This window comes from Bacteroidota bacterium, assembly GCA_023957335.1.
Lineage (GTDB): Bacteria > Bacteroidota > Bacteroidia > NS11-12g > UBA955 > JALOAG01.
In genome coordinates, this window is record JAMLHC010000006.1 from 87,726 (window position 1) to 111,256 (window position 23,531).

A 23,531-nucleotide genomic window follows, 5' to 3' on the forward strand; every position below is an offset into this window, starting at 1 on the left:
TCAACCTCCTATTCCAACCATACTTCTGTTATCAATATTGTCAGCACAGGTTTTAAGATAACCTTCCTTGTCAAACTGACCGCCCATCACAGCATGTTTACTTTGAACTGATTGTAAAATCAACTCCTTTATATCTTTATTATTTCGATAACCGGACAACAAGTCAATTTCTTCTTTTCCAAACAAGCAATTCTTTATTTTACCATCCGCTGTCAATCGGAGTCTGTTGCAATCACCGCAAAATGGATTACTCATAGTTGTGATTACACCAAAAGTTCCTTTTGCGCCTTTGACTTTGAAATCTTTGGATGTGCTGTGTTGCGGTATTTTCAATGGCTCGAAGTCATATTTGCCTTTTGCCAGCGCAATAATTTCTTCGAAGGTTATAACTTTATCTTTGTGCCAACCATTGTCCATAAAAGGCATATATTCTATGAAACGAATGTGCAGAGGATAGTTCTGCGTAAGCCTTATAAAATCAACAATCTCATCATCATTCATTCCTTTCATGGCAACTGTATTAACCTTGACATTAAAATTTCGTTCTAACAAAAGGAGGATATTCGTCCAAACTCTTTGATGAAAATCTCTTTTTGTTAAAGATAAAAATGTTGCTTGCTTGAGTGAATCAAGGCTGACATTTACCGAATTGATACCGGCATTCTCAATATCATCAACGAATTCATCTATTAACACTCCATTGGTAGAGAGTACAAGTTCAACAGGCAAACCTGATAAAAGACTTATTATCTTCCTAAACTCTTTTCTGACCAATGGCTCTCCACCGGTAATTCTGATTTTTTTAATTCCAAGTCCGACAAAAACCTTTACAATGGCAAAAATTTCGTCAGCATTCAATCGAATTGAGTTGGCATAAAATCCATTAGGCAAATCATAAGGCATACAGTATGCACAACGTAGATTGCATTTATCTGTAAGCGACAATCTTAGATAGTCATGTACTCTGCCGAATGAATCAACCAACATACAAACAAAGAAAGGATAAAGAAGATTATTCAAATATGATTTTTGTCATAAATTGATAAAATAAAGCGTCATGCTTCTGTTATACATTTGCATTTCTCAAACTATCAGGATGAACGCAAAAACTCCACGTCTTTCAATGCAGCATTTACGATTCATTTTTCTAGTGGGAGTGCTAACTTTTGTACTGTTTAACATAGCCCGCCTCTCATTAATTGGTTTGACGGGTGTTCTCGATTCAGATAGTATTAGAATTATTTTGTTTTCGATTATCAAAAACGGACTTCCTTTTGATTTTTTTGTTATTGCATTTTATAGTGCCATTCCTGTGTTGCTGTTTCTGATTTCGCTATGGACTGCAAAAGGAGGAATTCAAAAAACTCTATTTAAAGCTACGATTTGGTATTACATCTTCAGCTTGCCCGTTATCATCATTTTGACGATTGCGGACATTCCATATTTTTTATTTTTCAAGAATAAACTAACTGAGTCTGCATTTCAATGGATGGACAATCCGCGCATAGTGTCTGAAATGTTACTTGAGAACAACTTCCATTTGGCATTATTTGCAGTTGCATTAGCTATTTGTGCGTTTACAATTTGGTTGTTACACAGAAAAGGCTTCGGAGACATACGCAACTGTCAAAATTTCACTACTCACAAATCTCTAATACCCAAAGTATTTGTTAGTATAGGGTTGATAACGCTTACTTTCCTGGGGATGCGCGGGCGTATTGACCATCCTCTAAAAGAAGGGGATGCTTTTTTTTCAGACAATGTCATTATTAATCAGCTTGCACTTAACCCTATTTTCACTTTGATTAAAAGCTATGAGGCAAAAGCTGATTTGATGGATGACCAAGAAGCCATTACGCTCACAAAAACATATTTGAACATTCAATCCGCTATCGATAGTATTTCTCCAATCACACGATATAAGAACTATCAAGCAACCGGCTTCACACCCAACGTAGTGCTGGTGATTATGGAAAGCATGAGTGCTGCTTATATGGAATTTGGAGGGGACACTTCGGGACTAACTCCCCACCTTAATAGTTTGAGCAAAGCCGGAATCATGCACAACAAAATGTATAGTGCCGGAATTCACACTAATAATGGTGTTTTTTCTACCCTTTATGGTTTTCCTGCAATCAAGAGAACTCGCCCTATGGGCACTGTCCCACTGAGGAGATATAGCGGAATCCCATTCATTTTAAAACAGAACGGCTATTCAACCTATTTTTTCACCACACATGACAAGAGTTTCGACAATCTGGGTTCATTCTTGCCTTTTAACTCATTTGACAAAATATACAGCCAAAACGACTATGATCGCAATGCACTTGTGGGACCGTTTGGAGTAGCAGATGACTACCTGTTTAAGTATGCAGTCAAAACCCTGACCGCTCAATCCTCTCCTTTTTTTACTACCATTTTAACCAGTTCTAACCACGACCCTTATATTATTCCAAAATCATTTCCACTCAAATACCATGAAAAAAGTTTAGATGCTGTTCATTATGCAGATTGGTCAATAGGACAATTTATGAATGAATGCAGCCGGCAACCGTGGTATGCAAACACTATATTTATGTTTATAGCCGATCACGGGCTGAATATAGGGACTCAGATTTCGGGTTTTGCACTCAACTATCATCACATTCCTTTCATTATTTATCAACCCGGCAAAATAGAATCCAAGCAAGTAAATTCATACCTGCAACAATCCGATGTTTTTCCATATCTGATGTCGCTTTTAAAACTTTCCTACCTCAATAACACATTGGGTGCAGCACCCGATCAGGTGGAAAGAGATATGATTTATTTTTCGTCTGATGACAAACTAAGTGCGCTAAATGACGAATGGCTCTACATTTATTATTATTCAGGCAGTGAGTATTTATACAAAAGGTCAGAAGCTAACAGTAAAAATTATATCCGAGAACAGTCTGAAATTGCAACAAAGTTGAGAAAATATGCATTTTCACAAACACAGACCGCTGATTGGCTATTCAGGATGAACAAAACTCATGTGGAATGATAATGGCAGTTGCTCACTACGCACCAGCCGTTTATTATTCAAAGTGCTACTACTTCTTCTCCCATTGAAATCTATGGGAAAAATTGAATTCTAATACTTCTGCTAACATAAAATTAATGGCTCTAATGTTAATGCCTACAGAATAGTTTTTATATACATCAAAACGAACTCCCAATCTTTGATACAACTGTTTAAAACTACCATAATCCTTATGATGTGCATACACTCCAACACCTCCGACCAAGGTTAGTTTGCTAATCATAAACTCAGGTTGGATTATGAGTCCGACTGTAATATTGTCAAAGGAATATCCGGCATAAGTCCCATCAGGATTTGCATTAAGCCCCCACCAATAATTCAAATCAGTACCACCCCCTAAGCGGAAGGCATTTGTTAGTTGATTTAAATAAATTAAAGAAATCCCGGCAAATGCAAAATAGTTCGTATCTAATTCATGTTTTACTAATTGATAATCACCATACCCAAGCATAATCAACAAGTTATGCGATTTTTTCAATTTGTTAGCCTTCGGCACAACTCTGTAGTCCGGTCTTGCAGCAAATCGATATTTTAATTCTAAATTGGGTGAGTATATATTAAAACCTCTGTTAGGTCTTTCAAAACCTCCATTTGAGAAATGTATAAAACTGCATCCGGCACCAAGATCAAAATGACGGTCAATATTATATATTAATTTAAACCCTACATCCAAATGTACCGTATGTCCACCGCCAATAACAATATTCTTAGGGTTGGAGATTGAATCATAGTATTTCCAATTGCCGGTCATACCAAACTGAAACTCTGAAAAGACTTCAATTTTTCGCCATCTCTTAATTGGCACACCTAAAATCCCATATAAAGAGAGCGGGTAACCTACTTCTTTTGAATTAAAAAAATCGCCAAGGGATAAACCAACTCCATAATAAGGGCTTCTATATTCTCTTTGCCAATGTGTGTATCCGGGGTTTTGCCATAAAGCTTTTACTGATAAGTATTGGTACTTATCAATAGGCTTTCCATTAAGGTTATCTCCCATAACAAAAGGAGATGTAGGTATCACATTTCCAATTCCGTAAGCAGAAGATAAAGAAAAAAATTGTTGCTTTTTTATTGAAGTAGCATCTTGAGCAACACATGAAAAGAATACAAACAAATTCACGATTGAAATACAAGCCTTTTTTATCATGGGTTTTTCTGTTGCATCATACAGTTAACAACTACCTAAATACTTAAACGTATAATTTTGATTATATTACTTACAAAGCCATAAAATGTGGCTGCCCAAGCAATCAGTGCAATAAAAATAAAATATTTGGGAATGGGGAGCAAAAACTCGAGATTCATAGCTTTAGCCATTTCATAAGTACAAACGGTGTACATTCCCAGAGGGAATACCGCGCCCCAATACAAGGGGTCATAAGTCAAAGGAAATCGTTTATATACATGACGCCAGAATGCCAAGATAAACAACATCGGAATCCACCATGTTCCGGTAGCCCAATAGAATATGGTAAACCCTTTCAGGAAAGCTAATGTTGACAATAGAAAAGGGGCATTGGGTGTATTGATAATCAACAGAGAACCGGCAAAAGTTGAAATTGCCATTGCTCCCATGTTTATCCAATAAGGCGGTGTCAAATCACTGGGTGAGAATTTGAAAAAAGCATATCGATAAAAAATAAGAGAAATCATCCAGATATAAAGCATTCCGCCCCATAACCACATAGAAAAAGCAAAAAAATTCAATACAAGTTTATAATCCGGATAGTGCATAGACAGTTTTGAACTTAATACAGCAAGACTTTGTGTTGAAACCACCGCCAATAACCATGCTCCGTTTATCCCTTCAGCAAAAGAAGGTTTCTCTTTTTTAATAGTCAGGTTGGTAAAGACAGTATAAGTAACAACAAGCCAAGCAATCAAAGCAATCACCCATAATACAGAAGCAAATTGATAATTCACTGACAATAATACAAATTGAGTTCCTAGCACTGACGTGGCAGCTACAAAAGTAAAAAAGCCCATTCCTTTCAGATGATCAAATAAATCATTCATCACCTCTGCTTTATACCACACAATACGTAATAAAGCGACAATACATAAGGCACAATATAAAAAAATATTTAAACCAAAAAGTGTTAAGGCAATCATTGAATAACCCAAAAAAAATGCAGCTGAAGACACAATACCGGTTGCCATTACCATAGCAAAATAAGAAGGAGATAGCGTCTTTATAGAGTCCAGCAATAGTTTTTTCATTGTTTCATTGCTTCCTTTGGTACGGCAAAGTTATGCGAAACAACTACGTGTTTGATTGCAAGTCGCATTAAAACTATGCATATAAGTGCAATCACCAATAAAAACACCCAAGAAGAAGTCCATACTCCTGTCATTTTTAATAAATACCCAAAAATAATAGGGTCAACAAATCCGCCTAAGCCCCCAAGCACCCCAACAATTCCACCCACAGTTCCCACATCATTGGGATAATAGTTTGAAATATGTTTAAAAACGGCAGCTCCGCCAATTCCCATCATGATACCGATGATGAATACAAGAGTTGTAAATATCCATTTATTAGCTTGAAAATATATCATGGTAACCCCTTTGGCAAGCAATTGTCCTTTGTTAATATGTTCTCCGGCTTTGACTTGAGGTTCATGCCAAACAAGAGTTGAAGGTAAGGGTAAAAAACCTTCCTTATCATGATGAATACCAAAGCGAATGGCAATGTGATCTTCCTTTGAGCGCAAAGGATAAGCCATTTTATCAACCTTGTTCAGTTCATCAACAATAACAATTTCAGAACCCGAAACCGAATCCACCAACCCTGCTTTTGCAGCCATAATTCCTTGACCCGGTGTCTGAATTTCTACCCTTGGCGGAAAAAGAAAAATCAAACAGACAATACATACCCCAAACACCCAATACAAAACCACCCTTGCTCCTACTTTGTCAGACAAAACTCCTCCTACAATTCGTATCAAACCGGCAGGCAAGTTAAAAGCCGTTGTCATTAAGCCTGCAGCTACAATGGTCAAAGCATATACATTAACAAAATAGGGAATTAACCACTGCGACAATGCCACAAAACTTCCAAAAACAAAGAAATAATACAACCCAAACCGCCAAACTCTTAGCTCTTTTAGTGGAGCAAAACGTTGAGCAAAAGTTTTGACAATTTCAGGTTTCTTATTGATAGTAAAAATGAAAAAAATCAAGGCAATCACAATTAACAAACCGGCATAAAACTGAGGCAAAGTACGCCAAGCATCAAGGTTTGTATTGTTTTGTGTAAGCCGATTCAACAACCCCGGAGCAAACATAGTAGTAACAGCGGCTCCCACGTTACCTGCACCAAAGATTCCCAATGCTGTACCTTGCTTCTCTTTTGGGTACCACAAGGATACATAAGCTACACCTACTGCAAAAGAGCTACCTGCAAGTCCAAAACAGAAACTAAGCAACAAGAACATCCCGTAGCTGTCGGCAAAAGATAATAAATACATTGGGACAGCACTCAAAATCAGGATTATTGTCATCATCCAGCGTCCGCCAAATTTATCCGTCAACATACCTACAGGCAACCTTAGAACGGAACCTACTAAAACGGGCACACCCAACAACCAGCCAATTTGCTCTGTACTCCATTTAAAAATACCATTGTTAGTAAGATACGTAACAAGTACGCCATTAATCATCCATGCTGCAAAACAAACTGTGAATGCAAGAAAATTCAGAAATAAAATGCGATGTGGCTTCATAAGCAAGGGTTATTTATTTGTTATATGCAATTGAGAATTCATAATTTGATAAAATTATTTGCCCCTTGGCGCCATAAGCATTACCCCTAAGCCATCTTACACATAGACTTTTCTATATTGTCCAATTCCGCTGATGTCAGATGCTTATTTGCCAATGGGAACAAAGTATAATCTTCGCGGTAAATGTGTAATTTCAGCATTTCTACCAATTCGCGACCATTTTCATAAGCAGTATCAAAAACAAAGTTCCTTGAATCTATATCATTCAATCGAGTGGCAACACCTAACAGATTAAAGGTCAACGCTCCGAGCTGAATAAACTTAATATGGTCATCTTCCATTACATCAATTGCAGTTTTGGGGTTGGCACCTATACTATGTTCGCCCACCTCTATTAATCTTTGATGCAAAAACGGGAATAAAGCTTTTTCCTCTTTTTGGTTGTGAGGCAAGAGTTTATCATCAAAGAAATTAAAAAATTCTTTAAAAGTGTCATTGATAAATGTGTCAAGTTTATAGCCATTCTTCTTGAATTGTACCAAGGCTTGTTCAAAACGAGTTATCTTTTCCAAAGCCATTTGATGCTCATTCATCAAGATTTGAAGTGCCATTGCAAATTCTTTGAAATTAAGATTGTCAGACACCGGTAATTCGTATGCTGAAGGAGGCTCCATTGGTGTAAGTTCCTCTTGTCCCAACTCCTTTTCCACATTGCGTTTGAGCGGATCTAATTCGTTGAGTGCTTGTAAATCCAGTCCGTTAGTCTTATGTTGTGTCATCTTTTGTTAAATGATTTTTTTCAAGCGGTATATGTCAATGCAAAATATATCCCTATCAACACAATGAGGAAGAAGAGAAAGCTGACTATTGTTCGATTCTTATGCAAACACTTGGGAATAGCTCCAAACCAATCAGGTTCTTGTCCAAACCCTCTCATCACCTGCACTGATTGATTGATGACAAAAATTCCATAAACAATAAAAATCAACCCTAATCCAATACCTATGTATATTAAAGTCGATTCCATTTTGCTGATTGCTTGAGAGGTTTGAGCAAACGCAATCCCTGTATTCACAAGCAAACATAGAATCAAAGCATAGAGGGCTTTCATTCTTGTTACTGCTTTTAATTCAAAGTTTAGTATTTTCATTTGGTTCAAAGTTTAGTGACATCAATTGTTATTAGATTTCTTGCCGAAAGAGTGTGCCCGCGAAGTGCGAATTGCTTTTCTGTTCCAATTCCAAATTACTTGCTGATAGTTTCTCCAGAGGTAATCCAGAGGATATACCAAGAAGTGCATAAATCTAGTGAATGGAATAAAGGCAATCAGCGAGAAAGCTGACACAACGTGAATTTTGAGAGACCATGAGTTCACACTTGCAATGGCATCAATCTGAGGATCAAATACAAAAACAGAGCGCAAATAAGGAGTAAGAAAAGCAGCAAACCATGAGGAACCCCATCGGTTGTGATAGGCTACCAACAATCCTGAAATGATTTGAACAAGCAGAATGACAAACACTATTACATCCATTTTGCTGGTTACTATTTGGATTCTACGGTTAGTAAGACGTCTTTGTACCAACAAAATCACACCCACAAAGGCGCTCAAACCGAAAGAGAATGCGGTTATTTCAAGTATCAACAATCGGACGGGCTCTCCATTCCATGCCAAAACTGCTCTTGGAAACAAAAAAGCAATCAAGTGCCCGAAAAATAAAATGAAAAGTCCCCAGTGAAACGGTTGACTTCCCCAAAACAGCCTTTTGCCTTCCAGAAACTGAGATGAAATGGAAGAAACTGAAAACCCTCTGCTTTTATAACGGTATATAGAACCGATGATAAATATCGCAAGCGATACATAAGGCAGAACAGCAAATAATAGATAGTTTATCATAGCTAATCTTGTTTATAGTGATTATTACTTTTATTTATTTCAAAAACTTGATTGACACCCATATTCACACTGCTTTTATTAAAAAAAGATTTGTGATGTTGTTCATCAATAACAGGGTCGAGGGCGGGTGCAAAACTTATATTTTCAAAATCTTTCTCTAAGATTTGCAACAAAGCAGACAGCGCATGTTTATATACATTTCCCGCATATAACTCTTCTTGAATGATTGCATAATGACGGTTTTTGAGAATTTTCAGTTTAATATCCATACGTGTCGGCTCAAACTCTTCCAACATCTTGCGCACACCCGGTATCAATATTTTTATTGCTAATTCATCAATAATTTTAGACTCAAGTGCTTTATCAAAAAATGTCAGCATATTGCTCAGATTGTCCGGCAAATCAGTGCCGCAGTCATTTCCGATTTTGTCTTGCTCCTGCTTCATATTTACCAAAAAGACACCTCTTTTGTAGTCTTCGCCAAAAATCACATAGCCCAAGTCTAAATAACACACAGCTTGTACATCAAAAGTCTTGGTGTATAATTCTCGGAATGTATCTGCATTGTGAGAGTTGATATAATCAACAAAAATCTGCATTTCTTTGGCAGCTTCCGGATAAGACTCTATCATCAGTTGGCTGCATTGATTGACAACCAATGGGAATTTCGCATCGGGATATCTGAACAAATCAGCCAAAACTTTATAATGAGCAAATTTTCTCATATTACAATCCTCTAACAGGTTTTTCCTTAAATCCAAATCCGGTATTACCTTTCACATCCGCTGTATTTTCGAGCATTTCAATAGACTCTTCACGATGAGCAGGCGGAATAACAAAACGCTCATCAAATGTAGCCAAAGCCGTAAGCCTAAATATAGCGTCTGCCATGTCAGCATCTACTTGTGCTTCATTCATAGCAACAGAAATTTCTTCTTTTGCAAGATCGCCTGTTGTTACTCCTCGTCTGTGCAATCTCACAGCCATCAGACGTTTCATAACTTCCACAATCTTATCGGTATTGCCGGCAGAAAACAAAGAAGCAAGATACTTCATGGGCAAACGGTTTTTCTCAACTCCATTCCAAAGCGATTTACTTGTTGAATCGTATTTTCCATCTTGTACAGTTGCCATTGTAGGTAACAAAGCAGGCACATAAAACAAGTTAGGAAGAGTTCTAAACTCAGGGTGCAACGGTAAAGCGAGTTTCCATACTTTCACAAATTTATAAACCGGAGATTTTTGGGCAGCATCAATTGTAGAATCAGCAATTCCATTCAACTTAGCTTGTTTAATAACTTCCGGGTCAAATGGGTCTAAATAGATATCCAAATGATTGTCAACAAGCTTATCATCAGCAGAAGCTGCTACATTTTCAATTTTGTCAGCATCATAGAGCATCACACCTAAATAACGGATTCTGCCAACGCAAGAGTGAAAACATGCCGGTGCTTGTCCGGACTCAAGTCTGGGATAACACAAAACACATTTTTCAGATTTACCGGTGTTCCAATTATAATAGCTCTTTTTGTAAGGGCAAGCGGTAACACACATTCTCCAAGCGCGACAACGCTCTTGATTGATAAGTACAACTCCATCCTCTCCTCTTTTATAGATTGCGCCTGAGGGACAAGCAGCAACACACGCAGGATTCAGACAGTGGTTACAAATTCTGGGTAAATAATGGAAAGTCATACGCTCTAACTGGAACATGGCTTCTTGTTCAGCAGGTGTTAATTTATCCAGATTGACATCTTGTCGTGCATAATCCGGAGAACCACCCATATCATCATCCCAATTTGGACCGGCTTTTACATCAATGTGTTCACCTGTAACCAGAGAAACAGGGCGAGCAGTAGGCTGGTCATCACCTTCGGGAGCAGTAAACAAATCTTGATACTTGTATGTCCATGGTTCATAATAATCATCAAGCACGGGTAAATGTGGGTTATGAAAAATATTTTTCAATCCTTTGAACTTCCCTGCGCCTTTTAGTGAAACCGTATCTCCGTTTTTCTCCCAACCGCCTTTGTATATATCCTGATCTTCCCACTTAGTAGGGTAACCCGTACCCGGTTTTGTTTCCACATTATTCCACCACATATACTCTGCACCCTTGCGATCAGTCCAGATATTTTTGCAAGCTATTGAACATGTATGACATCCGATACATTTATCGAGATGAAAAACCATAGAAACCTGAGATCTAATATCCATAATTTAGTTTTTTATGTTTAATAATTAAAATTCTACTCTTTCCATTTTCCTAACCAATACGTGTGTATCTCTGTTAGCTCCCACGGGTCCCCAATAATTGAAGTGAAATGAAAACTGCCCGTACCCCCCCGTCATCAAGTTGGGTTTTAAGTGAACTCTGGTAAAGCTATTGTGCCCCCCTGCCCTTCTTCCGCCTCGCTCCTGAGATTTAGGTACAGAATAAGTTCTTTCGGGTGAGTGGTACACAATACAAACACCTTTTGGAATCCTTGCACTCACACACGCTCTCGTACAATAAACCCCGTGGTCATTATATACCTCAACCCAATCATTGTCTTTAATACCAAGTTCTGCTGCATCTGCTTCACTAATCCAGCAAGGTTCGATACCGCGAGAAAGTGTCAACATCCTCAATGTATCACCATAGGTGGAATGAATATGCCATTTACCATGAGGAGTAAGCACATTCAGCATTTTTGCTTTGCCGTCATTGACAGTTTTACGCAAATCTCCATATACTTGAGGAGTTGGCGAAGGTTTATAGGTTGCCAAGTTCTCACCAAATTCGAGATATCCGTCATGGTCTAAATAAAAATGCTGACGACCGGACAAAGTCCTCCAAGGTACAAGCCTGTCCACGTTATAAGTGTAAGCACAATATGCTCTGCCGTTATTCATCAAGCCTGACCAAAGAGGTGAATTATTGTAACGCCTGGGCTGAGCTTGTAAATCTTTGTAATCAATCTTTACATCTTTGCTTCCTTCGCCCAAATCAACCAAATCCAAACCGGTTTTCTTCTCCATGTTTTCATAGGCTCTTACGGTAAGTTTACCATTGGTGAGAGTTGACAATGTAAGTACTGCATTAACGGCTTCTACATCTTCTTTGATAGATGGATATTCCACTCCGTTTACTTTCTGAACATGGCGTTTATCCAAAATCATTTCATTGTAAACGTCTTCTGCCATATAGGACACCCCATGCGCTCCCAACGGTTTGGAATGCATATTAGGTCCGAGCGAAATATATTTATTATAAATCTGAGTGTAATCTCGGTCAATAAACACAAGCTTATGCATTGATTTACCGGGCTCGGGCTCACATTCTCCTTTAGCCCAATCCAACATACGCGGTTGCGTAATTTCATCTGCTGAGTCATGTGACAAAGGGGCATTTACAACGTCTTTAACAGGCTCGGGCAAATGCGTGCAAGCAAGTTCACTCACTTTCTTTGCTAAAGCTTGAAAAATCTGCCAGTCTGATTTAGATTCCCAAACGGGTGCCACAGCAGCGGAAAGCGGGTGTATGAAAGAGTGTAAGTCGGTGGAATTAATATCTGCTTTTTCATACCAAGAAGCGGTTGCCAGCACAATATCAGAATACAAAGCAGATGTATCCATACGAAAGTTTATATCCACTATCAAATCCATTTTGCCTTTGGGAGCTTCACGCCATATTAGTTCATGCACGTGTGGTTGAGCCACTTCATCAGCAATTTTGTTATTGTGTGTACCTAAATAGTGGTCGAGCATGTATTCATGCCCTTTGGCACTAGACATCAGCGCGTTTCCACGCCAAATAAACCAATTTCTCGGGAAATTGATTTCATCATCAGGGTCTGCCACTGAGTGCATTAATTCTTTTGATTTAAGTTTATCTACAATATGCCTCCTGATGCCATCTTCGTCTTTTGCACCGGCAGCTATAGCGTCATTTATAACATCCTGATTGTTCTTGTTATATTGTGGGAAAAAAGGCATCCAACCGTTTCGCACCGACATGACAGTCCAGTCCGCAGAGTGCATCTTGCCATATTTACTATCTTTTGGGACTTTATTGTATTCAACTTGATTATTATCATACCTCCATTGGTCAGAATTGATATAGTGCCAAATGGGAGCCTGCTGTAACCTGTTTGCAGGAATCCAATCCTTTGCTGACATAATGGTTCCCCAAGAATCTACAGGCGCCAATTTTTCCTGACCTACATAGTGGTTCATTCCTCCTCCGTTTACACCATTACATCCGGTAAGCATCTGAGCCATAATTGCTGCACGATACATCAAATTTCCATGAAACCAATGGTTGATAGCTGCACCCACAATTACCATACATTTTCCATTGGTAATTTCAGCTGTATCAGCCCATTCGTGAGCAAACTTAATAACGGTGTCTCTACCAACTCCTGTGAATATTTCCTGCCAAGCGGGTGTGTATGCTTGTTTGTCATCGTTGTAGTCAGTCGGATATTCGCCTTGCAATCCTCTGCCAACACCATATTGCCCCATGGTAAGGTCATAGACTGTGGTTACGGGCACTTTTGTACCATCGATTGTTTCAATTAATTTAACCGGCACACCACGCACAGCCGTTTTGTCAAGACCAAACTCCAAAAATTCAACATTATAAACTTCATCGTTTTTGTTGAGCAATGTCAGCATGGGTTCATAAGGTTTGTTATCCAAGAAATCTTCATATTTAAGATTCCAATTTCCTTTTTTCTCTTCCGCCCAGCGGCTTCCCATGGATCCTTTAGGACAAACAAGATTGCCGGACTTCTCATCAATATTGAGAAATTGCCAATCACCATTCTCGACATCCTTATATTTCTTTACTCTGTTCGCTCTCAGCATTCTGCCGGGCTTATAGCAATCACCTGATTTATCAAGTTCTACCAAAAAAGGACAGTCGGTATAACGTTTTGCATAATCAATAAAATAAGGTACTTGTCTGTCCGCATGGTATTCTTTCAGGATTACATGTGTTACTCCCATCCAAAATGCACCGTCAGAGCCTGCATGGCACGGTATCCATTGGTCTGCATGTTTTGCCACCATACTGAAATCGGGCGACATCACTACCGTCTTAGTCCCATTGTGTTTGGACTCGGAGAAGAAGTGAATATCCGGAGTTCTTGTCATACCTAAATTGGCACCCATGGATACGCAGAATTTGGAGTTGTACCAGTCAGCACTTTCGCAAACGTCTGTTTGCTCTCCCCAAACTTCCGGAAATGCAGGAGGCAAATCACAATACCAATCATAGAAACTGAGATTTACACCTCCCATTAATTGAAGATACCGTGCACCTGAAGCATAGCTAAGCATGGACATAGCCGGTATTGGCGAAAAACCAATAATTCTGTCCGGTCCATATTTTTTAATGGTATAAATATTTGCAGCCGCAATGAGTTCGAGCACTTCATCCCATTTGGCACGTCTGAAACCGCCTTTGCCTCTTGCACGCTGATATCTTTTTCTTTTCTCAGGGCTATTTTGCAAGTTTGCCCAAGCTTTAACTGGGTCTCCATTAGCATTTTTCTTTTCTTCATTAAACAAATCCATTAAAGCACCGCGCATCAAAGGGTATTTTACTCTGATTGGGCTATACAGATACCATGAATAAGAGATTCCTCGCTGACATCCACGCGGTTCGTATGGTGGCAAAGAGTTTTCAAGCAAGGGATAATCAAGTGCTTGGGTCTCCCAAACCACAATCCCGTCCTTTACGTGAATATTCCATGAACATCCACCTGTACAGTTCACTCCATGAGTGCTTCGCACCACCTTATCGTATTGCCAGCGGTTACGATAAAACTCCTCCCATTTTCTGGTTTGTGGAGATATAATGTCTTCTATCCAGCTCATAGTTTTTGTTTTTTATTGATTAAATTGATTCGATTTGTCTGTTAAAAATTTCTCTTTTGACGGTGTATTTTTTCCTACCATACCATAAAATCCAATAAATAAGAAGCAGTCCGATTATGCCACCGCTACCTCCGTACAATAAAGGATTGAAAGAAGATGCAACCTGATTTGCTTTGTCTTTATCAACTTTGTTTAAAAATGCCACTATATTTCCGATTTCTTCATCTGTCATCGGATGGTCTTTATAAGATTCTGTCATGGCAGGGAATGGAGGCGCACCCAGAATTCCTTTCAAACCGGCATCTCCTCCCATTCTGCTAAACACATCGGTCAAATCTTTTGCTAACAGACCACCTTCAAGCACACCTTTATAATTAATATTATGACATGAAATACATGCAGGTCCGTGGTTTGACAACCTTTGAATTCCTTCAAAAATAAATTTGCCTTTTTGTATATCCGCCTCGGTTGCGTTATCGGATTCATTTGAAGCTACACTCGCAATTTGAGCATCAGCACCGGTGTATCCGCCTTTACTTGCTATGAAAGTAAAAATAGCTTTGATATCATTATCTGATAATGCTTGATCCGGCATAATCAAACCGCCAAATTCATCTGAAATTGCTTTTGCATCCGGATCGCCACTTTTGATTAGTGTTTGAGAAGATTTGGTCCATTTCAGCAACCAATCTGCTGAACGCAAAGCGGTTACTCCTAATAGGTCTGGACCTACAAGACGTCCCCCTCCTATTTTATGACACGAAGCACAATTTTTAGTAAATATTTCTTCCCCATTTTGTCCAAAACTCACAGTTGAAATGCTGAGCATCAGGAATGTCAAAACTAACATTATTAATATTTTATGAGACTCAAAAAGGTTCTTTTGTATGGATTGCAAACCGGTTTTCATAAGCATTTATTTTAGTTAGATAAATATTGAATTGTATTTGGTTCTTCTGCATTTGACAAAACAAACCAAGCCTGCATAAAAAATATATGATATGATTTTTCTCAATATTCTACATGAGATATATCATGTTTAATTATGACTATTATCATGTTTTAGTTAAATTAGAATTCTGATTCAACATTTAAACAACGTATGATTTAACTAAAATATAGGTGATGTATTCTTTTAGATAAGAAACAATTACAGCACTGTCAACAATGGTTCTAAATAAGAAGAATCAGGCTTTTATTTTCTGAGCTGTCTTTTTTGACTTGAAATAACAACAAGCAAAATAATTGTTCCGAGTGCAGGAATTAAGAGCAAAAACAAACCGAATTTTAATTTTTTCTTCCCTGTAATCGGGTCATAAGAGAAACAAGATAAAACCGAATTATTATGAGGCAGTGGATAAGAAATAACAAATTCATTATGAATGGATTTGAGCATAACTTCTAATGCTCTGACATCCCTAATCCCGATAAGTTTTTTAATAATATAACCGTTGCCATTGATTCCCACCAACAAAGCATCATGTTCATACTGTCTTGTAACACTGTCCCATTGTGAGTGAAAACCAACCGATTCAATTAACTCATTAATCTGATAAGTCGTACCAAAGACCCATCTTTCATCATCGTTCAGTCCCAAGAGTTGGGCGTAATTGTTCAAATCAACTTTAGTATCTGCGGTATCAAAGCTGACAACCAAAACTTTGAACTTTAGCTTAGGATTAAGTCTGGTAATATTCTCTTTTAAATTACTCAATAAAGGAGAGCACACTCCGGTACAGCGTGTAAAAACCAAAGCAAGGATTAGAGGCTCTCTGTTATAGAGATTCGACAGTTTAAGCTCCTCTCCTTGCGTTGTCTGTATTTGAATATTTTCTACCTTTGTATAAAGCCTATCTTCTTCCGACAAATTATACTCAGATGTCTGAGCAAATGAGATTCCTAAGTTAAATAGAACTAATGCGAAGAGGGCGAAAATACTTTTATGCATTTTTTGAAAATATCTACAAAGATAAGTATCATCCCCAATAGATATATGATTGCAAACCAGGCTGCTGCAGTGGCGAACAAAGCGGCTCTGGTAAATTCTGCAGGATAAACTGAATATCTTCTGGGAATTGATTCTGCTCCACCACAATAAAACATCAGGACAAAACCAAAGCCACCTACAATTAACAAAGTCAATTTGAGTTTTCTCATTGGGTCTGTATGACTACCTGAAAATTCGTTGGCTACCCATGTAAAGAACCCCAAAATAAGCAACACATTACCTAATGCATTATACGTATGGAAGTGAGCAGGCACCCATAGTGTGTTGTGCAAGAAAATATTATTAGAAATAGTTGAGTCAATCAATGCGCCTACTCCCCCAATAATCCATCCGGTAATACCAATGAAAAATAGAAGATTTGTAATTGTCCATTTGATTTTGTGCCCATATAACAACACTATTACACTTATGATGGTTACAACTGCAGAAGGAATACTTGCAAAATAAGATGCAAACTGCCCAAACATTTGAAGTCCAAGCGGTTGCACAAAATCCATATATAAGTGATGGAAGTATGCTGTTAACACAAACAACAAAGTAAAATTCCAACCCAAAGAAACATACCAAGTGGTTTTGAACTTAGGACGTCCGCTTATTTCAGGTAACAACTCATACACAATTGCCAACCCAAGATAAAGAGACTCATTGGCAATAGTATGACCGAAGAAATAAATTAAGTTTTTCATTAATAATGGGTCGCTTTTAAATGCACCATCAGAATACCATTCTGCGAAAGATAAAATTAGGATTACAACTGCGGTCAACAAACAAAGAACAACGCCTACAAGCGAAATTGCTGAAATCAATACCAAAGGAGGTGTTTGAACTTCGGGAGTTTGTTTAGAAAGATGTTGCCACGCAAATGTTTCTCTAAGAGAATATTTCTTAAAAATAGCAACTAATAAGCCTATTGACCAAACTAACCATCCTACACCCAATACAGTCAAACTCCAAAAAAACAATGGTGTAGCCCAAGACTCCCATTCACCAATGTTCAGAAATGGCAATGGATATAAGAAAGTCCATCCGGCATGAAAATGACCGATGAAGGTTGAAATGTAAAACATTATAACTCCAATGATAGTCAAAACAAAAGCAAACTTGCTTAAACCAGCCCCCACATTTACATAGCGATTAAGCAAATAATGAACTCCGACCATTCCGGCAACAGCCCAAATAGCAATCATAGTCATTCCATGAGTTGTCATTAATCCATAAAACTTGCCATCATCCATACTGATAACATTTCCCTGATTAAAGCGCATGGTAATACCCAGAATAATAGCGGTAAAGAATAAAAGCAGGATTGTGATAATCCAAGTAGATGTGATTCTTTTCAATGATATATTCATAAGTCTGTTATTTTAATTATTTTACGATAAATTCTCCTCTCATTATCTGATGCCCTACTCCACAAAACTCAGTACATAATACACTATAGGTACCAGGTTCATTGAACACCCAACGCAAACGATTCACATATCCCGGCATCGCTTGTGATTGAGTGATTAACTTTGCTTTATCATTATAGATAGCAAAACCGTGCGTAACATCAATACTGGTTACTCTGAATTCCACCATTTTACCTGCCGGAATCTCAACTGAATAGTTGTCATTCTCATCACTTATACCAAAAGCAAACTTGCCGGATGACACATTGACCACCATTGCGGGAGAATCATTTTTGTATAAAAAATAAGGTGATCTGGGGATTGTGATTGACATCAAAATCAGCAGTACACCACCCCAAAGTAATAAGAAGTAAAACCTCATTCTTAAGGGATTCTTAATTCCTTCGCCTTCCTCATCACCTTTCATTGTGCTCCGATATATCATATAAGAAATCAATGAAATAGCCACGGCACAGATAAGAAATAACGCTAAAACGAACTCTTGTCCTTTCATATTTGTAATTGTTAAGTTTATTGTTTGTTAAATAGTAATAATAATAACACCTTGTTTTTTAATATGCACGGCAAACGTAACAATAAAGGACAAGGTTGTCCTTTATTAAAATATTCGAATTACGCACAAATTATTAACATCAAGATTAAAGTTAATTAATTAAAATTCAATCGATCACAGATTCACCCTTTGAGAAATGCCTTTCCAACGTTCAAATCCCTATATAAATCACCAATCGTTTTTAACTTACAAAAACGCTTAAACGACTCTCTCACAGGCTTAAAATCTTTATGAATAGGGCAAGGATGCTGATCACTGCATGTACTAAGACCCAAACCACATCTCTCAAAATAATCATCCCCTTCTACTGCTTTAACAATAAGGATTAGAGGTGCACTTTCTTGAGCTTTGGTTATAAAAAATCCACCGTTAGGACCTTTGATACTGCTAATGATAGCAAGCTTAGTTAACTTTTGTAAAACCTTTCCAATGGTGTGCTCGCTTTCATTGATTTGAGCTGCAATCTCTTTAATCCCGGACTTTTTTTTATCCGGAAATTTGGAAGCGATATAAGTTACCGCTTTTATAGCGGTTTGGCAAGTGATACTCAACATAGGTTACATTCCCAAATATTGCTTCCCTTGTTCCGATACAGCGTCATAACTCCAAGGCGGATCAAAAGTTAACTTAACTTCTATTTGATAGCCCGGAAAAGACGCTTCCAACGAAGAAGTTGTATCGCCCACAATAGCATCGCCCATGGGGCAGAACTCGGTTGTCAGAGTCATTGTACACAAGACTTTTTTCTTTTCTTCGTCAAAATAAAGGTCATAGACAAGCCCAAGATCTACAATATTTAATCCTATTTCAGGATCTATCACATATTGAAGACCTGCCAAAGCGATAGTACTCTTTATTTCGTTGTTATTAGATACATTCATAATTGAATTGGTTTGTGATTGATTACTTTAAAAACATTGATATTATACAATATTGCTGTTATCAGCAACAAAAATGACCCAAATTTGATTAAAATCAATAGCCCTGACAAGATTCCGGATGCAAATACGAACAAGCCTGTCAGATAGCACACCCCCATCACATTAAACACCTTGTCATTAAACAAGTCTTTGGGGTTTGGCGTTTTGCCTAATGCAGAACGTTTGCGGTATGCTTTATTCCACGCAATGAATGGCAATGTTTTGAATGTCATCCCCAAAATAATGGCTGTCATCCAACCAAAGAATATCATAAAGCCGTATGTCATCACAACATTCAGGGGTATTTCAGAAGAAGTGGCGGAACTCAGCAACACAATGACCAAAAGGACGATTGGAATCAAAAACATGATTGCCGCTAATATTGCCAACTGTGTCTGATAATCCACTCTTTTTCTCAACCGTCCTTTGTATGCTTTGATACAAAAATAAATGAACATAGAACACCCCATTAACACCAATATAAATGGCAGAAATAACAGCCATTTTTGTTCATAAAAGAAAAGGAATAAAACTGTGTAAAGCAATATTCCCAAATTCACCAAAAAATTGATAATTCTCAAGAGTTTTTTGTTGGTGTATTTAGAAATCATAAACATAGGTATCAAACGAGAGCCCACGCCCATTACCAATAACAAGAACCAACCCACGATACCCAGGTGGGCATGCAAAGGGAGATAGTGTGTTGCGTCAAAGGGTAAAAAATCAAGACTGAAATCAAAAACCAATGTTACACCTAATCCTACGGTAATCAACAACCATACAATTGAAGAAAAGATAAAAAGTGTATGAACATTTTTTTTCTTGGAATTAAGAATACTCTTAAGAACATTTACAAAATATGCCATTAAGCCCAAAAGTATTAAGCTTCCTCCCACTTCTGCCGTCAAACCGAATTCATGCATATAGAAACTATATACAAGAATCGGAATGCCTATACCGGCAAAAACAAAAGAGGTATTTGCGAGTTTATTACTATAAAGTTCTCCTTCTATAAGCACCGGCACCAACTGATGACTAGCACCCAGAATAATCATGGTTCCCCAACCTAATGCCATAGAATGGGTAATAGCTAATATATTAAACTGAAAATAGTGTCCGAAAAAGTAATTTCCCGACAACAACAGCAATACAGTAGCAATTAAAAACCACACGGCTGCATAAGCATAAAAAGGAATAACAACCTTATAGGAAGTAGTTTTTACAAGATTTGTATCAAAAGGAGAAGCGAACATCCTTACTTCTTAAATATTAAAATTCGCACATCACCATCGGTAATTTCATTAATTCTATAGTCCAACCCTCTATCTTGCAACTCAGGAAGCAGAAACACCGGAATTCGTTTGTGATACACATAAACCGCTCTGTCAGATTGGAGTTTGTCGCATGCTTCGAGCACCATCATCATAGGTAAAGGGGGTTCCATTTTTTCGACTCTGACTTCATCCAATTTGCCTTCGAACTTAGCTAACATTTCCTGCCAACCTGCTGCATCATTTTTGATTTCGGCTTTAATTTCACCAGCACCGGAAGTGTTGTAAAGATAGGTGTGTACAAGATTTGAATTAACAATTTCAGTATAAGCAACGAATCCTCTTTTTTCAAGAATCATAATTACCGGTGTAGGTTCAAATGTATTGATGATTTTGAGTGCTTGTTGGGCATTCAGCTTGTTTACATTCATCATAATAGTATTAAGCGGGTCGCCACCGGAGTCAAGGATAGGTCTAACATCTAATTCCACTACATTTTCAGGTTTCAGATTCTTAACAAATTCCGGCATTGGGCTGGTACTGCCTTCGTGCTCTTCTTTATAGTTGCTGTCAATCTCAAAACCCAATGGTTTCAATTTTGCAAAAAAATCATCTACTTTCACTCCCCCTACTTTGCTTGCCATACTGATGGAAGTCCTTGCAGCCATGAGCTTTCTCAAAAGCGGGTTTCGGAGTTTTGTAAATTTGGGTGAAATACTAATAATAGCTTCCAAAGCATCGGGATGAGCTTTGAGGATTTGCGAAATCTTAGTGCCTGAATTTATTAACATGATGAATGATGGTTAGCACCTTCTAATTCTATTGCCTTAGGGAACAAGATATTGTTTTCCAAATGTGCGTGAACAAACATATCTGCTTCCAAATCCTGCAAGAGTTTATAAACAAGTTCGTAGCTCGCACACGAATCATTAGGCAAGGTGTAGTTATTAGTCAACTTGCGCAAATTTAGCATATAATCTTTGTATGTATCATGTTCCATTTCGAGCATATTAATTGGCTCGGCAATGGATTTGAACGCAGGGTTTTCAACGGTTTTAGCTTGTGCTTTTGCACTTACTATTTGTTTGACAAAAGGAAACAGAATAGTTTCTTCTTTTTGCAAATGAGCCAAAAGTGCATTGGTAAATTTATCAATATTGGCATATATCTCTTCCAATTCGGGGTGCGCCTTCACATGTTGGTTCAACACATTTTTGGAGGCTGTGCGCAAGTCGGGCACAATTTGCCTTATAAAAGAATGATGAGTATTTACAACATAATCAGACAGAAAATCTAAGTTCCAATCATTATAGGGCAAGGGGCGGGGTTGATTGCCTTGACCTTTTTCTATTTGTTGGAGTTCCTGCTCTACAAGAGTTACATCAACTCCAAGGGAATCACATGCTTCTTTGATAGTTTTCTTACCTGAGAAGCCATAGTCGAGTTTGTACTTGGCAAATACAGCCGTTTTTCTAAAATCCTTAGCCGCAATTTCACCCAGAGTTTCATCTTTTTCACCTGAATTGCGTTTGGTAATTTTTACTCTCCACCACTTTGGACCTTGCTCCAAGTATTCCCAAGAAAAAATATTTCCACGTTCTGCCATCAACTGATAATACAAGGGTTTGGGATCGTGGTCATTGTACAAGGTGAGCCATCTTCCTCCTTCAAGTGCATCAAATTGCTTAAAAATAGTTGGGTGTTTGTGGGCAGGTGGTAACTGGGTAACATCTAATTTATTTTCATCATCTTCACTTTGAGGCGTTGATGCTGAGGCTTGTTGCTTGGCATTTCTACCAATCTTCACTCTCCACCATTGCGGACCTTTTTCCAAATATTCCCATGAAAATTCATCCCCTCGTGTTTGTTCTAATTGATAATACAAAGGCACGGGGTCATGGTCATTTTTCAGAATAAAAAACTCACCGACAGCCAGACTGTCAATCTTTTCAAAGATTTTAGCATGTTTCACCGGAGGAGGTAGTTGCGTAGCGTCCAAAACTCCTTCTTCTTCGCTATGAGCAGATTCTCCGCCATGAAGCATTTTTTTTGCAATTCTGATAATCCACCAATCGGGTCCTGATTGCAAATAATCCCAAGTAAAAATATCGCCTCTGTTCTGATGTAATTGATGATACAAGGGCTTTGGGTCATGGTCATTTTTCAGAATGAAACTCTCCCCTTCTCGATGGTCGTCAAAGAAAGCGAAAATACTTGCGTGCTTGTATTGCGGGTCTATCAAGGTTGCGTTCAAAATATATTCACCATTGGCGGCTTTGCTCAATGCAGGATGCCCTTGCTTTGGAGCTTCTTTGGTAATCCTGATTCTCCACCATTGCGGACCTTGCTCAAGGTATTCCCAAGAAAACACATTTCCTCGTGTTTGTTGCAATTGATAATGTAGGGGTTTGGGGTCATGGTCGTTTTGTAGGATAAAGCTCTCACCTTCTCTCAAATTATCAAATTGCGCAAAAATGGTGGCATGCTTGTATTGTGGTTCAATCAAAGTTGCATTGAGCACCACCTCATCAGCAGCTGCTTGTTTGGTCTTGTGTTTGCCAATTCTGATTTTCCATACTGCCGGACCTTCTTCCAAGTATTCCCATGTGAAGGTTTCACCATTATCCGCTTTTAACTGATAATAAAGTGGTTTGGGGTCATGATCATTTTGAAGGATAAAACTTTCCCCTTCTTTTAAATCATTAAAGTATTGAAACACTGTGGAGTGTTTTAGTCTTGGCTCAAGTTCAGACACCACCAATATTTTGTTTGCAGAATTTTCCATGTCTTTCTACCTTTGTGAGGGCACGAAA

General features: G+C 38.1%; 20 protein-coding genes. 1 reads left to right on the forward strand and 19 read right to left on the reverse strand.

Going from position 1 to position 23,531, the window contains the following annotated elements; genetic code table 11:
* Window positions 1-987, reverse strand: a complete 987-nt coding sequence (gene moaA, locus M9892_11530) for a GTP 3',8-cyclase MoaA (protein ID MCO5254981.1) — start codon at window positions 985-987, stop codon at window positions 1-3.
* 70 nt (window positions 988-1,057) lie between these two features.
* Here moaA and M9892_11535 point away from each other — a divergent pair, with 70 nt between their 5' ends.
* Window positions 1,058-3,025, forward strand: coding sequence for a sulfatase-like hydrolase/transferase (locus M9892_11535; protein ID MCO5254982.1), 1,968 nt, complete (start codon window positions 1,058-1,060; stop codon window positions 3,023-3,025).
* Between the two features lie 49 nt (window positions 3,026-3,074).
* On the opposite strand, the gene M9892_11540 is transcribed toward M9892_11535, so the two are convergent.
* From M9892_11540 to M9892_11625, 18 genes are all read right to left on the reverse strand, one after another.
* The gene (locus M9892_11540) at window positions 3,075-4,214 is read right to left on the reverse strand and encodes an acyloxyacyl hydrolase (protein ID MCO5254983.1); all 1,140 of its coding nucleotides are present in this window, start codon (window positions 4,212-4,214) and stop codon (window positions 3,075-3,077) included.
* Between the two features lie 35 nt (window positions 4,215-4,249).
* Window positions 4,250-5,287 carry a tellurite resistance/C4-dicarboxylate transporter family protein gene (locus M9892_11545; GenBank protein MCO5254984.1) on the reverse strand — a complete coding sequence of 346 codons (1,038 nt, stop codon included), beginning with the start codon at window positions 5,285-5,287 and terminating at the stop codon, window positions 4,250-4,252.
* The gene (locus M9892_11550) at window positions 5,284-6,792 is read right to left on the reverse strand and encodes an MFS transporter (GenBank protein ID MCO5254985.1); all 1,509 of its coding nucleotides are present in this window, start codon (window positions 6,790-6,792) and stop codon (window positions 5,284-5,286) included. Before M9892_11550 ends, M9892_11545 begins: the two co-directional genes overlap by 4 nt.
* A gap of 86 nt (window positions 6,793-6,878) precedes the next feature.
* Window positions 6,879-7,571, reverse strand: a complete 693-nt coding sequence (locus M9892_11555) for a hemerythrin domain-containing protein (protein MCO5254986.1) — start codon at window positions 7,569-7,571, stop codon at window positions 6,879-6,881.
* A 20-nt stretch (window positions 7,572-7,591) separates the two neighbouring features.
* Entirely contained in the window at window positions 7,592-7,942 is a 351-nt protein-coding gene (locus M9892_11560) for a hypothetical protein (protein MCO5254987.1), read from the reverse strand.
* A gap of 21 nt (window positions 7,943-7,963) precedes the next feature.
* Window positions 7,964-8,689, reverse strand: coding sequence for a respiratory nitrate reductase subunit gamma (gene narI / locus M9892_11565; protein MCO5254988.1), 726 nt, complete (start codon window positions 8,687-8,689; stop codon window positions 7,964-7,966).
* 2 nt (window positions 8,690-8,691) lie between these two features.
* Window positions 8,692-9,414: a hypothetical protein gene (locus tag M9892_11570; GenBank protein ID MCO5254989.1), complete on the reverse strand. Its 723-nt coding sequence runs from the start codon at window positions 9,412-9,414 to the stop codon at window positions 8,692-8,694.
* Between the two features lies 1 nt (window position 9,415).
* Window positions 9,416-10,906 (reverse strand): nitrate reductase subunit beta, encoded by a 1,491-nt coding sequence (gene narH / locus M9892_11575; GenBank protein MCO5254990.1) that lies wholly within the window; start codon window positions 10,904-10,906, stop codon window positions 9,416-9,418.
* 24 nt (window positions 10,907-10,930) lie between these two features.
* The gene (locus tag M9892_11580) at window positions 10,931-14,554 is read right to left on the reverse strand and encodes a nitrate reductase subunit alpha (protein ID MCO5254991.1); all 3,624 of its coding nucleotides are present in this window, start codon (window positions 14,552-14,554) and stop codon (window positions 10,931-10,933) included.
* A gap of 19 nt (window positions 14,555-14,573) precedes the next feature.
* Window positions 14,574-15,464 carry a cytochrome c gene (locus tag M9892_11585; GenBank protein ID MCO5254992.1) on the reverse strand — a complete coding sequence of 297 codons (891 nt, stop codon included), beginning with the start codon at window positions 15,462-15,464 and terminating at the stop codon, window positions 14,574-14,576.
* A 285-nt stretch (window positions 15,465-15,749) separates the two neighbouring features.
* On the reverse strand, window positions 15,750-16,502 hold the full coding sequence (locus tag M9892_11590; GenBank protein MCO5254993.1) for an SCO family protein: 753 nt from the start codon (window positions 16,500-16,502) through the stop codon (window positions 15,750-15,752).
* On the reverse strand, window positions 16,469-17,914 hold the full coding sequence (locus M9892_11595; GenBank protein ID MCO5254994.1) for a cbb3-type cytochrome c oxidase subunit I: 1,446 nt from the start codon (window positions 17,912-17,914) through the stop codon (window positions 16,469-16,471). Before M9892_11595 ends, M9892_11590 begins: the two co-directional genes overlap by 34 nt.
* A 16-nt stretch (window positions 17,915-17,930) precedes the next feature.
* The gene (locus M9892_11600; GenBank protein ID MCO5254995.1) at window positions 17,931-18,467 is read right to left on the reverse strand and encodes a cytochrome C oxidase subunit II; all 537 of its coding nucleotides are present in this window, start codon (window positions 18,465-18,467) and stop codon (window positions 17,931-17,933) included.
* Between the two features lie 182 nt (window positions 18,468-18,649).
* Window positions 18,650-19,081, reverse strand: coding sequence for an Rrf2 family transcriptional regulator (locus M9892_11605; protein ID MCO5254996.1), 432 nt, complete (start codon window positions 19,079-19,081; stop codon window positions 18,650-18,652).
* Window positions 19,082-19,084: 3 nt separating this feature from the next.
* Window positions 19,085-19,408 carry a metal-sulfur cluster assembly factor gene (locus M9892_11610; protein MCO5254997.1) on the reverse strand — a complete coding sequence of 108 codons (324 nt, stop codon included), beginning with the start codon at window positions 19,406-19,408 and terminating at the stop codon, window positions 19,085-19,087.
* Window positions 19,405-20,700: a cytochrome C oxidase subunit I gene (locus M9892_11615; GenBank protein ID MCO5254998.1), complete on the reverse strand. Its 1,296-nt coding sequence runs from the start codon at window positions 20,698-20,700 to the stop codon at window positions 19,405-19,407. Before M9892_11615 ends, M9892_11610 begins: the two co-directional genes overlap by 4 nt.
* A gap of 2 nt (window positions 20,701-20,702) precedes the next feature.
* A complete protein-coding gene (locus tag M9892_11620) occupies window positions 20,703-21,509 on the reverse strand; it encodes a DUF2249 domain-containing protein (GenBank protein MCO5254999.1) in 807 nt (268 codons plus the stop codon).
* Complete coding sequence (locus tag M9892_11625; GenBank protein ID MCO5255000.1) at window positions 21,503-23,503, reverse strand: DUF542 domain-containing protein; 2,001 nt, start codon at window positions 23,501-23,503, stop codon at window positions 21,503-21,505. Before M9892_11625 ends, M9892_11620 begins: the two co-directional genes overlap by 7 nt.
* Between the last annotated feature and the right edge of the window lie 28 nt (window positions 23,504-23,531).

Bases quoted from the DNA above. Each gene is read 5' to 3' on its own strand.
- M9892_11600 (MCO5254995.1), bottom strand. From the start codon at position 18,467: ATGAAAGGACAAGAGTTCGTTTTAGCGTTATTTCTTATCTGTGCCGTG.
- M9892_11595 (MCO5254994.1), bottom strand. From the start codon at position 17,914: ATGAATATATCATTGAAAAGAATCACATCTACTTGGATTATCACAATC.
- M9892_11620 (MCO5254999.1), bottom strand. From the start codon at position 21,509: ATGTTAATAAATTCAGGCACTAAGATTTCGCAAATCCTCAAAGCTCAT.
- M9892_11545 (MCO5254984.1), bottom strand. From the start codon at position 5,287: ATGAAAAAACTATTGCTGGACTCTATAAAGACGCTATCTCCTTCTTAT.
- M9892_11590 (MCO5254993.1), bottom strand. From the start codon at position 16,502: ATGCATAAAAGTATTTTCGCCCTCTTCGCATTAGTTCTATTTAACTTA.
- M9892_11605 (MCO5254996.1), bottom strand. From the start codon at position 19,081: ATGTTGAGTATCACTTGCCAAACCGCTATAAAAGCGGTAACTTATATC.
- M9892_11555 (MCO5254986.1), bottom strand. From the start codon at position 7,571: ATGACACAACATAAGACTAACGGACTGGATTTACAAGCACTCAACGAA.
- M9892_11585 (MCO5254992.1), bottom strand. From the start codon at position 15,464: ATGAAAACCGGTTTGCAATCCATACAAAAGAACCTTTTTGAGTCTCAT.
- moaA (MCO5254981.1), bottom strand. From the start codon at position 987: ATGTTGGTTGATTCATTCGGCAGAGTACATGACTATCTAAGATTGTCG.
- M9892_11540 (MCO5254983.1), bottom strand. From the start codon at position 4,214: ATGATAAAAAAGGCTTGTATTTCAATCGTGAATTTGTTTGTATTCTTT.
- M9892_11535 (MCO5254982.1), top strand. From the start codon at position 1,058: ATGCTTCTGTTATACATTTGCATTTCTCAAACTATCAGGATGAACGCA.
- narH (MCO5254990.1), bottom strand. From the start codon at position 10,906: ATGGATATTAGATCTCAGGTTTCTATGGTTTTTCATCTCGATAAATGT.
- M9892_11550 (MCO5254985.1), bottom strand. From the start codon at position 6,792: ATGAAGCCACATCGCATTTTATTTCTGAATTTTCTTGCATTCACAGTT.
- M9892_11570 (MCO5254989.1), bottom strand. From the start codon at position 9,414: ATGAGAAAATTTGCTCATTATAAAGTTTTGGCTGATTTGTTCAGATAT.
- M9892_11615 (MCO5254998.1), bottom strand. From the start codon at position 20,700: ATGTTCGCTTCTCCTTTTGATACAAATCTTGTAAAAACTACTTCCTAT.
- M9892_11580 (MCO5254991.1), bottom strand. From the start codon at position 14,554: ATGAGCTGGATAGAAGACATTATATCTCCACAAACCAGAAAATGGGAG.
- M9892_11610 (MCO5254997.1), bottom strand. From the start codon at position 19,408: ATGAATGTATCTAATAACAACGAAATAAAGAGTACTATCGCTTTGGCA.
- M9892_11560 (MCO5254987.1), bottom strand. From the start codon at position 7,942: ATGAAAATACTAAACTTTGAATTAAAAGCAGTAACAAGAATGAAAGCC.
- M9892_11625 (MCO5255000.1), bottom strand. From the start codon at position 23,503: ATGGAAAATTCTGCAAACAAAATATTGGTGGTGTCTGAACTTGAGCCA.
- narI (MCO5254988.1), bottom strand. From the start codon at position 8,689: ATGATAAACTATCTATTATTTGCTGTTCTGCCTTATGTATCGCTTGCG.